The organism is Thiohalocapsa sp., assembly GCF_022340605.1.
Taxonomy (GTDB): Bacteria; Pseudomonadota; Gammaproteobacteria; order Chromatiales; family Chromatiaceae; genus Thiohalocapsa.
Genome location: NZ_JAJDNQ010000023.1, coordinates 61,485 through 73,801 on the forward strand (window position 1 = coordinate 61,485; position 12,317 = coordinate 73,801).

The 12,317-nt window shown below is 66.7% G+C and carries 9 protein-coding genes; 1 reads left to right on the top strand and 8 read right to left on the bottom strand.

Translation table 11 applies throughout. From position 1 onward, the window contains the following. Positions 1-51: 51 nt before the first annotated feature. The gene (locus LJE69_RS02760; protein ID WP_296921264.1) at positions 52-3,582 is read left to right on the top strand and encodes a VanZ family protein; all 3,531 of its coding nucleotides are present in this window, start codon (positions 52-54) and stop codon (positions 3,580-3,582) included. Positions 3,583-3,676: 94 nt separating this feature from the next. Here the strand turns inward: LJE69_RS02760 and LJE69_RS02765 are convergent, their stop codons facing one another. From LJE69_RS02765 to soxX, 8 genes are all read right to left on the bottom strand, one after another. Beyond that, positions 3,677-4,105 carry a hypothetical protein gene (locus LJE69_RS02765; RefSeq protein ID WP_296921267.1) on the bottom strand — a complete coding sequence of 143 codons (429 nt, stop codon included), beginning with the start codon at positions 4,103-4,105 and terminating at the stop codon, positions 3,677-3,679. Between the two features lie 75 nt (positions 4,106-4,180). Further along, on the bottom strand, positions 4,181-5,170 hold the full coding sequence (locus tag LJE69_RS02770) for an adenosine kinase (RefSeq protein WP_296921269.1): 990 nt from the start codon (positions 5,168-5,170) through the stop codon (positions 4,181-4,183). 245 nt (positions 5,171-5,415) lie between these two features. Next, positions 5,416-5,817: a Uma2 family endonuclease gene (locus tag LJE69_RS02775; RefSeq protein ID WP_296921271.1), complete on the bottom strand. Its 402-nt coding sequence runs from the start codon at positions 5,815-5,817 to the stop codon at positions 5,416-5,418. 177 nt (positions 5,818-5,994) lie between these two features. Continuing rightward, positions 5,995-8,367: a phosphoenolpyruvate synthase gene (gene ppsA / locus LJE69_RS02780; protein ID WP_296921272.1), complete on the bottom strand. Its 2,373-nt coding sequence runs from the start codon at positions 8,365-8,367 to the stop codon at positions 5,995-5,997. Positions 8,368-9,069: 702 nt separating this feature from the next. Then, entirely contained in the window at positions 9,070-9,783 is a 714-nt protein-coding gene (locus LJE69_RS02785) for a rhodanese-like domain-containing protein (RefSeq protein ID WP_296921274.1), read from the bottom strand. A gap of 58 nt (positions 9,784-9,841) precedes the next feature. Further along, a complete protein-coding gene (locus LJE69_RS02790; protein ID WP_296921276.1) occupies positions 9,842-10,399 on the bottom strand; it encodes a hypothetical protein in 558 nt (185 codons plus the stop codon). A 115-nt stretch (positions 10,400-10,514) separates the two neighbouring features. Further along, on the bottom strand, positions 10,515-11,354 hold the full coding sequence (gene soxA, locus LJE69_RS02795; protein WP_296921278.1) for a sulfur oxidation c-type cytochrome SoxA: 840 nt from the start codon (positions 11,352-11,354) through the stop codon (positions 10,515-10,517). 117 nt (positions 11,355-11,471) lie between these two features. Beyond that, positions 11,472-11,843, bottom strand: coding sequence for a sulfur oxidation c-type cytochrome SoxX (soxX, locus tag LJE69_RS02800; protein ID WP_296921280.1), 372 nt, complete (start codon positions 11,841-11,843; stop codon positions 11,472-11,474). Positions 11,844-12,317: the final 474 nt, after the last annotated feature.

Sequence of the window (12,317 nt, forward strand, 5' to 3'; positions counted from 1 at the left end):
CCCGCTCGCTTGCGGTTTCCGGTTCGCGCGAGGGGGCGTGGTCGCTGTCGCGTGTTGAGGACCGCACCGGTCACGGACGTCTTGGCACAGGGCTTCAAGGAGCCACGCTGGTGGCTCTTGTGTCTTGTCTACCTCGCGTTCGTCGTCTACGGCAGCCTGGTCCCGTTCGAGTGGCGGGATGTGCCTTTAGGCCAGGCGCTGACGCAGTTCTCCCACATCCGCCTGCTGCACCTGGGCGCGGCGTCCCGTGCGGACTGGGTGGCGAACATCGTCCTCTATGTGCCGCTCGCGTTCCTGGGCTGCGCGGCGCTCTTCGGCCTCCGCGTTGAGGGTCTGCTGGCGCCCGTCGCGGCCTTGCTTGTGTTCCTCCTGTGTACAGCCATCGCCGTTGCCGTGGAGTTCACGCAGATCTTCTTTGCGCCACGGACTGTGTCGCTGAACGATCTGCTGGCCGAGGCGATCGGTGCGGGTATCGGCGCGTCACTGTGGCTGTTCGGTCGCTGGCAAGTGGTTCGGTTGGGCCTTGCGTTCGCGCGCGGCGGCCGCGCATCCGTGCTCGCCGTGCTGGTGGTCTTTGTCGTCGCCTACCTGCTGCTGTCGCTGTTTCCGTACGATTTCGTGGTCTCGCGTGCGGAGCTGCATGCGGTGCTCCGGGAGCAGGGCCGCGCCTTCCTTTCCTTCGGCTGTGAGAGCTGGTTGCGCTGTTTCGCCTTCTGGGTGGTGGAGGTCCTGAGCATCGCGCCCCTCGGGCTTTTACTGATTCTGCTTCATCCGCGTTGGCCGCTGGCGCGGTTGTTCCTGCTTGGCATCGGCGTCGGCCTGGTGCTGGAACCGTTACAGCTGGTGTTGGTCTCCGGGAAGGGCCTGCTCCTGTCGATACTGCTGCGGGGGCTCGGGGTTCTGCTCGGCGGCCTGTTGGGCCGTCGTCTGACCACGCATCACGACATCGGTGCCTTGGCGGCCCTGGGGTGGCGCCTGGTGCCGTGGCTGGCGGTCCCCTATGTGCTCGCCGTCATGGCGCTGTCCGGGTGGTGGAATGGTGCCTGGCTGGGGTTTGCCGGCGCGGTGCAGAAATTGTCCACGCTCGACTGGGAGCCGTTCTACTACCACTACTGGACCTCGGAACCGGTGGCCATGGTGAGCCTGTTGGCGCAGCTGGCGATGTATGCGCCCATCGGCGTTGCGGCCTGGCTGCGAGCGTTTGCCCGAGCGGGTGGACGGGCATCCCAATGGTGGCCAGCCGTTGTCGCCACGGGGATGGCGCTGGTGATCGAAGCCGGCAAGCTGTTTGCACCCGGCGCGCGCCCCGATCCGACGAACCTGATCATTGCCGCTGTCGGGGCATGGCTCGCCTATGCGGCGGCGACTTGGCTCGGTCGGCTGCTTAGCACGACCGTGACGTCGCGGGGTGTCGCACCGCGCCCCGCGTTCCATGCGCTCGCGCCCACCTCGGACCCGCGTGCCGCCAAGCGGTCGATGTCCGACGGCCACGCGCTGTCCGGAGCACCACGGGGGCCGCGATCGGAGCCGGAACCTATCGTTATCGAACCGGCGCCGCTGCCGACGCCGGCCGTGCCGGCGCAGCCCCGTGCCATGGTGCGGGGCTCGGCATCGGTGCAGGGTGCTGCCGGCAAGTTCCGACAGATGCTCGCGGTGCGTGACGAGTCGTTTCCGGAGCCAACGATACTCGGCTACCTCTATGCGCTGGGCTGTGGAGCGGCGACGGTGACCGGCATCGTGCTGTATCCGTTTGCGCAGTTCTGGCTCGCCGCCGCATTGGCGCTCTTCGCCGTGGCGCTGTGGCGTTGGCCCTGGCTCTGGCTGGCAGTGGTGCCGGTGGGACTGCCGGTGCTGGATCTGACGCCCTGGAGTGGGCAACTGCTGCTGAATGCCTTCGACCTGATCGTGCTGGTGGGCCTCGGCGCGGCCGGATTGCGGCTGTCCGGCATCAGGCCCGCTCGACTGCCGAATGTCTGGCTTGGGCTCGCGCTGCTGCTGTTGGGGGCGAGCTGGCTCGTTGCCACGGGTATCGGCCTCGACGCGTCACGCGGCAGCGAGCGCTGGATCGCGTCATCTCACCCCTTGCTGGCGCCCTGGTATGCGGGCAAGGGACTGCTCTGGGCCTTGCTGGCGGTGCCGCTGCTGCGCCGCTTCCGGCGCTTGCTGGGTTCGACGCGGGCATCGCGGCTGTTGCTGCCGGGAGCGGTCGTCGGCCTGATCGCAGTTTGCACCGTCGTCGTCTACGAGCGCGTCGTGCACGTCGGTCTGTTCGACCTCGATGAGGTATTTCGCGTCAGCGGGCCCTTCGCCAGCATGCATGACGGTGGCGCCTACGTGGAGGCGTATCTGGCGTTCGCCTTCCCGATGATGCTGGTCTGGATGTTCATCGGGCGGCGCCGCTGGCAACTTGCACTCGGCGCAATGCTCGTGCCCGTTGCTGCCTATGCGATGTTGGTGACCTTCTCACGCGGCGGTTACGGCGGCTTCGCGGTGGGCTCGGTGGTCGTGTTGCTGGGCTTGCTCGCCGGCGTGAAGTCCCTGCCGAAAGCGCGCTGGCTGGTGCTGTTCGGCATGCTCGCCGTGGTGGGGGCCGCGGCGGTGCCGGCGCTGACGACGGGTTTTGCAGGCGAGCGGCTGGCCCGGATTGGTGCGGATCTCAACACCCGTCTCGTGCATTGGCGCCACGCCATCGGTCTGATGGACGATGGTTTCCTGACTACTACGTTCGGGGAGGGTTTCGGGCGCTATCCCGTGCAGTACCTGCTCGCGTCCCCGCCGGACAAGGCGGCGGGCACGTTCGAAGTGCGCAAGCACAACGACAACGGCTACCTGCACCTCGGCAAGGGCGAGGCGGTGTACCTGGATCAGCGTGTGCCAGTGCGGGCGCAAACCCGGTATCTCCTGACGCTGCGTGTGCGCGGATACGAGGCCGGCGCGCGGCTCAGCGTGCCGCTGTGCGAGAAGGCCCTGTTGTATTCGTTCTCCTGCGTCTGGAACAGACTGAAACCACAGACACCCGGGCAGTGGCAGACATTGGCCATACAGGTCCGCAGTGGGCAGGTCGGCAGCGGCGGACGCTGGCCGCATGGCCCCGTCAAGCTGTCGCTCTACAACGCGGGTGTGGGGCCGATCGATGTGGACGACGTCAGTCTCACCTCGCCGCAGGGCCGGGAGCTGATTGCGAACGGCGGCTTCGAGCACGGCGCGGAGCGTTGGCTGTTCGTCACCGACCAGGACCCCGCCTGGCATATCCACGAGCAGTTCGTGGAGACCTACTTTGCGCAGGGGTTGCTGGGCCTGCTGGCCACCGCGGTCTTGCTGATCGCCGCGTTCGCCGTGCTGCTGCCGGCGATCCGTGCCGGCAGGTACGAGGGTGTCGCGTTCGCCGGGGCGCTGACGGGTTTCCTGAGCGTCGGAGCGCTCGGCAGTACCGTGGATGCGCCGCGGACGGCGATGCTGTTATATCTCGGCGCCTTTTGCGCGGTGATACTGGTGCGCGGGAAAGATGCCAGGACACGTCGGCGCAAAAGCGGCGGACGTGCCAACGACGCCCCGCCTGTACCGCGCGTCATGCCTGGCTGAAGACTCACGTCCGGCGGCATTGGACGGAGGTCAGCGCCAGGTTAGCGCCTGCGCTATGCGTTTGCAGTCATCGGCGGCCGGGCTGGGCGGAGTGTCACCAGCCGCAGGGATTGGTGGCCGCTGGATCGGGAATCGCTGTGACCGCCTTGATCTCGGCGATTTCGCTGCTGCCGGAGCAGAAAAACTGTGGCTCGTCGCCTGCCCCACGTAGGTCGAAGGTGTAAGTGCCGTCGCCGGTGTAGTTGTAGGTGACTGAGCTGCCGGAATAACTCCATGTGCCGACGTTCGCGTCATAGGAGCCGTTCTTGTCCGTGGTGCCACGGCCGTGCTCGCCCAGCGTCTGCGGGCTTGCGCCATCGCCGTTGTGTATCTCGGACCAGCGCTGGTTCGGATCGCCCGTCTGACCGGGCTTGGACGCGCAGACCAGGCTGTTGTTCAGGGTCGATCCCGAGACCAGGGGATCGCTGCAATCCGCCTGGATGGTCGGGGCAAGCGTTGCGGCGAAGGCTGCCAGCGGCAGCATCAGGATGCGATTTGCGTGCATGATGTTTCCCTAGACTGGTTGTGGTGGAGTGGCGTCGTCGGCCTTTGGCCTCGATCATTCAAAGCGATCCAGGATGGCGCGGCTCTCGGCCGTGCTGATCCGTGGTCCGAGACTGGTCACGAGCTTCGCGGATGCGGCGGAGGCCAAGTCTCCGGCGCGCTGGTGGCTCCAGCCCTGGGTCAGGCCGTACAAAAAGGCCCCTGCAAACATGTCACCTGCACCGACCGTGTCCACGGGGGTCACCGGCACCGGGGCGATGTCCATGGCCTGCTGGCCGTCCCAAACCAGCGCGCCCTTGGGGCCGCGGGTGATGGCGAACTCCCGGGCGATGGTCTTGAGGTAGGCGACGGCATCGTCCAGGCTATCGGCCTCGGCCATGCCCATGGCCTCTTCCTCGTTGGCGAAGACCATGTCCACGCCCTCGCCGATCATCTCCATCAGCCCGTCCTTGAAGAACCGGACCATGTTCGGGTCGGACAGGGACAGCGCCGTGCGGACGCCGGAGCGCTCGGCCAGCTTGCGCGCCTCGATGGCGGCGACGCGGGCGGTGTCGGATGTGACCAGATAGCCCTCGGTGTAGAACCACTTGGAGCCCTTCAGCGCATCCTGGTCCAGCTCGTGCAGCGACAGGTTGCCGCTGATGCCGAGATAGGTGCACATGGTGCGGTCGGAGTCCGGGGTCACCAGCACCACGCAGCGGCCGGTGTCGCCTTGTTCGAGGAAGCTGGTGTCGCGGGTGGCGACGCCGCCGTCGCGCAGGTCCTTGAGGTAAAAGTGGCCGAGCTCGTCATTGGCCACCTTGCACGAGTACCAGCCGCTGCCGCCGAACTGGGCTAGGGCGATGATGGAGTTGGCCGCCGAGCCGCCGGAGCCGCGGTGATGATGGCGCTCGCGCAGGTGCTCCATGATGCGCAGCTGATGCGCCTCATCCACGAGCGTCATCACGCCCTTGTCGATGTCCAGGTGCCTGAGGTCCTCGGGGGCGACCTCGTATTCCATGTCCACCAGCGCGTTGCCCAGGGCGTAGACGTCGTAGTTGCTCATGCAATACCTCGTGCGTGTCGACAAACGCCGGGTATTGTCTCAGATTCCGCCGAACTCAGCCGCCGTCGGCCTCCAGGTCGACACGGATCAGCGCCGCGGGTGGCCTTGAGAGTGGCCTCGATACTTCCGCATGGGTGCACTAGCGCGGTGCATGGTAACCGCCGGCACAGGGTGGTATCCACCCACAGCGTCCGGTCCTTGAAGCGCAGGTGTCGAGGCGTTCAGGCCGATTTCCGTCCCAGGTGCTAGAGCGCGGATGCCCAGATAGGGCGCAGGTCGAGCCGAAAGCCGGGCAGCACGTCGCCGCCATCCATGTGCTCCGGGGCGTCGATCACGACGGGCGGCGAGGTTGGCCGGTACACGTGCACTTGCGGCCCGTCGGGCAGCAGCAGCCAGCCGAGCCGGACGCCGCAGGCGCGGTACTCGGCCATCTTCTCGGCAAGCTTTTCGGGGGCGTCGGTCGGGGAGGCGAGCTCGATGACGAAATCCGGTGCGAGCGGCAGAATGCGAAAAACTGCTCGTCGTCCATGCGCAGGCCAGGGGGCATGCGCAAATGAACGCTCGCGTTCGGCGTTGCGGGAGCCGGCTGCATGCGCGAGTCCTCGGCGGAGCGGGTGATTATTGCGGTTTGGTGCGACTGCGCGCAAACATGGAGCAGAATCCCCTCGCAGTCAAACCCATGGTCCGCGGCACGGCGATGCAATGCCTGCAGCTTGCAACATGGGCACGCTGCGCTTTGCCCATCCTACGTTCTACGTTCGCGGTGGTGTGCGCGATCAAGGCCACCCGCACCGCCGACTGGACGCCGGCGGTGCAATCGAGCGTCAGCTGCCCGCGTGCTCGGCCAGGTACAGCCAGGTGTCGATGACGGTGTCCGGGTTCAGCGAGACGCTCTCGATGCCTTCCTTCACCAGCCAGTCGGCGAAGTCGGCGTGGTCCGACGGGCCCTGGCCGCAGATGCCGACGTACTTGCCCTGCGCGCGGCAGGCGCGGATGGCCATGGAGAGCATGGCCTTGACGGCCGGGTCGCGCTCGTCGAAGTCGGCGGCCACCAGCGCCGAGTCGCGGTCGATGCCGAGCGTGAGCTGGGTCATGTCGTTGGAGCCGATGGAGAAACCGTCGAAGTACTCCAGGAACTGCTCCGCCAGCACGGCGTTGGACGGGATCTCGCACATCATGATGAGCTTCAGCCCGTTCTCGCCGCGCTTCAGGCCCTGCTCGGCCAGCGCCTCAGTGACCGCCTGAGCCTGCCGGAGCGTGCGCACGAAGGGGATCATGATCTGCAGGTTGGTCAGCCCCATCTCGTTGCGCACGTATTTCAGCGCCTCGCACTCCATCGCAAAGCACTCGCGGAAGTCGTCCGCCACGTAGCGGCCGGCGCCGCGGAAGCCGAGCATCGGGTTCTCCTCGTCCGGCTCGTAGCGGGGGCCGGCGACGAGGTTGGCGTACTCGTTGGACTTGAAGTCCGACATGCGCACGATGACCGGATTCGGCGCGAAGGCCGCGGCTAGCGTGCTGATGCCCTCGACGAGCCGCATGACATAGAAGTCCCGCGGGCTTGGATAGGCGGCGATGCGCGGGGTGATCCGCTCCTTGAGATCGGCCGGCAAATTGTCGAACTCCAGCAGCGCCTTGGGGTGGATGCCGATGGTGTTGTTGATGATGAACTCCAGGCGCGCGAGCCCGATGCCGGCGTTCGGCGTCGCCGCGAAGGCGAAGGCTCGCTCCGGGTTGCCGACGTTCATCATGACCTTGACCGGCACCTCCGGCATCTTGTCCAGCTCGGCCGTCTTGTGCTCGAAGGGCAGGGCGCCGTCGTAGATGAAGCCGGTGTCGCCCTCGGCGCAGGAGACGGTCACCGCGGCACCATCCGGGATCTTGTCGGTGGCGTCGTTGCAGCCGACGACCGCGGGCACGCCCAGCTCACGGGCGATGATGGCCGCGTGGCAGGTGCGCCCACCACGGTTGGTGACGATGGCGGCGGCGCGCTTCATGACCGGCTCCCAGTCCGGATCGGTCATGTCCGTGACCAGTACGTCGCCGGGCTGCACGTGCTCCATGTCGCGGATGGACTCCACCACTCGCGCCTTGCCGGCGCCGATCCGATGGCCGATGCTGCGCCCGGTGGCGAGCACCTCGCCCGTGCCTTGCAGGTGATAGCGCTCGATGACCTTGCCGGAGCGGCTCTGCACGGTCTCCGGGCGCGCCTGGACCACGTAGAGCAGGCCGTCGGTGCCGTCCTTCGCCCACTCGATGTCCATGGGCCGGCCGTAGTGCTGCTCGATGAGCACCGCCTGGCGGGCGAGGTCCTCGACCTCGGCGTCCGTGAGGCTGAAGCGCTGGCGGTCCGCCTCCGGCACGTCTTCGGTGAGGACGGGGTTCTCAGACCCGGGCTCAGCGTAAATCATGCGGATGGCCTTGTCGCCGACGCTGCGGCGCAGGATGGCCGGGCGGCTGGCGGCGAGCGTCGGCTTGTGCACGTAGAACTCGTCGGGGTTCACGGCGCCCTGCACCACCATCTCGCCGAGGCCGTAGCTGGCGGTGATGAAGACGGCGTCGCGGTAGCCGGACTCGGTGTCGAGCGTGAACATAACGCCGCTGGAGGCGAGATCGCTGCGCACCATGCGCTGCACGCCGGCGGACAGCGCCACCTCGGCGTGGGCGAAGCCCTGGTGCACGCGGTAGGCGATGGCGCGGTCGTTGTACAGGGACGCGAAGACCTCGCGGATGGCGCGCTTGACGTTGTCCAAGCCGTGCACGTTCAGGAAGGTCTCCTGCTGCCCGGCGAAGGACGCATCCGGCAGGTCTTCCGCGGTGGCCGACGAGCGCACCGCCCAAGAGGCGCTATCGTTGCCCTCCTGGCCTACCAGCTCGTGGTAGGCAGCCTCGATGTCCGCATCCAGGCCGGGCGGGAAGGGCTGCTCGATAATCCAGCCGCGGATCTTCGGACCCACCTCGCTGAGGGCGGCGATGTCGTCCACGTCCAGCGCCTCCAGCTCCGCGGCGATGCGCTCGGCGAGGCCGCTGGCGGACAGGAACTCCCGATAGGCCGCCGCCGTGGTGGCGAAGCCGCCTGGCACCCGCACGCCGACGGCCGTCAGGTGCTGGATCATTTCTCCCAGCGACGCGTTCTTGCCCCCGACGATGGGGACGTCGTCCATGCCCAGCTCGGAAAGCCAACGTACGGTCTCGGTCATCGCAGCATGCCTCGGCGCGGTCTTCGGTGCAGGTGTGGGGCCGAGGGCCGTGACAAACCCGCAACCCGCTTGACGTAATCCCGCAATATAGCCCAACGCCGGCCGCCGCGGTGCCGGGAGGTGTCAATGGTGAGCATTGGGCAGGGTCGGTGGCGGAGTGTCGGCCGGAGTGTGGGCCGGAGTGTCGCCCTCCAGGGCGACACCGCCAAGGACCCGTCCAATACCGGCCTACCTCATTGTTGTGGTCGTGGTCGTGGTCGTGGTCGATGTCGATGTCGATGTCGATGTCGATGTCGTAATCGTAATCGGAGTCGTAATTGAATCTCCGCACGATTGAGAGCCACGATCAACACCACGACCACGGCCTTGATCATCACTCCCACCAGGCGCTCGCCCCGTGGGAGCGGCGTCCCCGCCGCGACCGGACGCGCGTCGCACCGAGGACGGCGCTCCCACGGCAATGGACGGACTTATGATCAAGACCACGATCACGCTCATGACAACAACAACGACAACAACAACGACAACGACCTGAGACGCTCTCGGGACTCGCGCACAGTTGCACCAGGTACTGCAAAGTTCGCAAAGAGGGGCGTGACTCCGGAAGCGCTCGCCTCCTCAGTCGCGGGCGGAAGCACACAAAAAAGGCGCCCATCGGGCGCCTTCAGCGGGTGGCCGGGATGGCCAATAATCGGCGTCTCCCTAGGGCTGCACCGTCGTCAACCCGACGCTCACCCAGTCCTGCATGCCGCCGCGGTACCACTTGAGCTTGTGCACGGGGTAGCCGAGACCGGCGAGGGTCTTGATGTTGGCGCTAGACTGCGGGCACCAGATGCCGTTGCAGAACAGGATCAGCGTCTTTGCGTTGCTGAAGTCCCACTTGTCCTTGTTGGCGTCGTAGTTGGCGCCGAACTCGTCCGAGAGAATGTGCACCAAGCTGTCCACCTCGCCCGGGGTCTCGAAGGTGCCCTCGACATCGGTGTTGATCCGGTTCCAGGGGATGTTGACCGAGCCCGGGATGGTGCCGCGCATGACCCAGTCCGGGGTGCGGGAGTCGATCAGCATGATGTTGTCATCGCCGTCGGACATGCGCTTGAGGTAGTCCAGCACCTCCAACTCGCCGACGGTCTGCACGCCGGGCAGGACCTCGATGGGCTGTACGCAGAAGGGCGGGCAGCCGCGCTGGGTCTTCTGGAAGGCCTCGGGCAGCCTGGCATCGAGGTCGTGGCCGCGCTTGATGACCACGGTCTCGCCGTTGTGCTTGACCTCGACGGACTCGAGTCCGCGGGTGATCAGATTGTCCGCGGCCGTGGCCAGCCCGGCGACGAGCAGGCCGCAGGCCAGTGCGCCCAGGCGCAGCGCGCGGCGTTGAAACGCGCGGCCTTGAAACACGAACGGGATGGTGGCAGTCGTCATTGTGTCTGTCTCCTCTCGCGGGCGAATGGAAGGGGGGGCGGCGGCGTTGCAGCCGTGGTCACTTGACCGCATCCAGCATGTACTGCGGGAAGTCCGCGTCCTTCTCCGCCATTGCCTGCTCGTAGCCCCGTTTCGCCTGGAACTCGGCGGCGGCAGCGATCTCGATCGCCTTGTCGAACTCGCCGGCGCCGGCCAGGGTCTGCGCGCTCTTGATCATCTTGGCCGTGTCGCGCCACTCGCCGTCGACGGAGGCGGCCTTCTCGCGCGCCGCCTCGGCCGCAGCGATGAGGGATTCCGCCTGGGCGGCCTTGTCGGCCTCGACGGTGGTCTCGCCGCTGGACACTTGCATCGCGAATTCTGCCTGGCGAATCGCCCAGTAGGCGATCATCTTGGCCTTGGTGTACTGATGCGACGGCAACAGGGACTTGGCCTCTTCGATCATCTCCGCGGCCTGGTTGTCGGCCGCGTTCGCGGCGACGGCCTTCTCGTGCATGGCCTCCGCCTTGGCGATGGCGTCCTCGGCGTCGGCCCGGGTGGTAGCCCAGGCGCTGCTGAGCGGGATGGCGGCGAGCAGGGCGATCAGGATCAGGTCTGCGGCTAGCCTGGTCATTTTCATCTAGTGGAAACTCCTCTCGTGCGTTGTGTGCCGGCGGCCATGGGCCGGCCCCAAGTGGTTCGGGCGAGTTGGCGCCCGGTGCGGGTCCGGCCGGCGGGCGTTCGGGTGGTTCGTGCTATTTGCGCGCGCCCGGACCGTTCAGCTCGAGTCCGTTGTTCATGTAGCTCATGAAGTACTCGAGGTCCCGGTACTCCTCGCTCTGCGGCTCGAAGGGTTTGGCGCGCACCTGCTTGTTGCAGCCCTCATAGCGACGGTGCAGCGTGCCCATCTCGCCCCACTTCGAGCGGTAGACCGGGAAGTGGGTGGTGTGGCCCAGCGCCGGGCTCAGGATCTCGGTGCGCAGCCGGTTGCCGGAGTTGCCGACGTGGCAGTTGGCGCAACTGAAGTTGAGCTGGCCGCGGCGGGCGAAGAAGAAGTGCTTGCCCTTCTCGTAGGCTTCCAGCGCACGCGGGTCGTCCGCCGGGATCTTGACGTCGATCACCTGGCCGCGCGACTGATAGGCGATGTAGGACAGGAGGTCCGCGATGGGGCCCTTGGCGTACTTGAGCGGCTCTTCGCCGTTGGCCTCACGGCACTCGTTGATGGCCAGCGGTAGCGTCATGACCATGCCCTTGTCCTTGTCCCAGTAGGGATACTTGCCTTCGATGGCGGGGCCGTCCGGGAAGCAGTCCTTGTAGGTCTTGCCGTTGGCGAAGGGGGTGTTCCACATCTCTTCGCCGTTGGAGATGGACGTCTCGTAGGGCGGGAACTCTTCAATGGCCTCCCAGTTCTCGCGGCCGACGGGGTCGATGGCATAGACACCGTTGACGAAGTCGCTGCGCTCCACTTGCGGGAAGCGCTGCTGGAAGTAGTCGTTCCAGACCTCGCGGTCTTCTTCCGGGGTGCTGGCGGCCAGGGGGGTGGCCAGCAGGCCGCCGATGCAGGCGGCGGTGATGGTGGCGATAGTCTTGTTCATGTCGATGTGATCTCCGATGAGCGGTTCACGTGTGTCGTCGTCGTCTTTCTTCTGGTTCTTGCCGGCCGGTCAGAGGCTTTTGGGCCGAGGCTGCCGTGCCGCTGCGGACGTGCTCGATCAGAGCGACCAGACGTATTCGACGACGTCGACGAACTCCTTGTCGCTCAGGATGCCGTGCTTGCCGAAGGGCGGCATGACGGCGTCGGGATTCTTGATGGTGGGATCCCAGATCTGCTGCGCGAGGTCTTGCTTGCTGGAGTAGCGTGTCTGCATGGCGACCAGCGCGGGGCCGATGGCGCCGGGCGACTCGCCGCCCGGCAGCACGTGGCAGGCGATACAGTTGCCGCGCGAGCGGTCCATGGCGATCTCTTTACCGGCTTCGGCGTTGCCGCTCAGGTTCAGCTCCGGCATCTCGGCCAGCGCCGTGGCGCTGGCGAGGGTCAGGAGCGTCGCCGCTGATACGGCAAGGAGCGGCTGCTTGATGGGCATGGCATACCTCCTGGGGGTCGTTCGTGCTGAGTGCTTGTGTCTGTCGAGCGGCATCGTTGCGATGTCGCCTTGGTTGTCGCTGTCGTGCTTGTGGCGGCGGCGCCCGCCGTGGCCGGACCGGAGGGCTCGGCCTGCGAGGTTGCGAGGGTCACCGGGGGTGGGACCGATCGCGTTGCGCGTGCCGGCGGCGACCGGTGCTGGCCGCGTTCAATGATTTTTATCATTGTCCGAGTGCGCGGATGGTGCCCGGCGCGTGGCCGAAACGCAAGAGTGTGCGCGTTTTGATGGGCCGGCGGCGGCGAGACGGCGGGCGCCGAGGGCATGTCCCCGGCTCGCGCAGTCGGACGACCGGCCCTCGCCGAACCTGCGTGGCCTGCCCTTTGCAATAGAAGACAAGTCCCAAGACCGCCTCAGGTCGTTGTCGTGGTCGTTGTCGAGTATCCGACCACGACCACGACCACGACCACGACCACG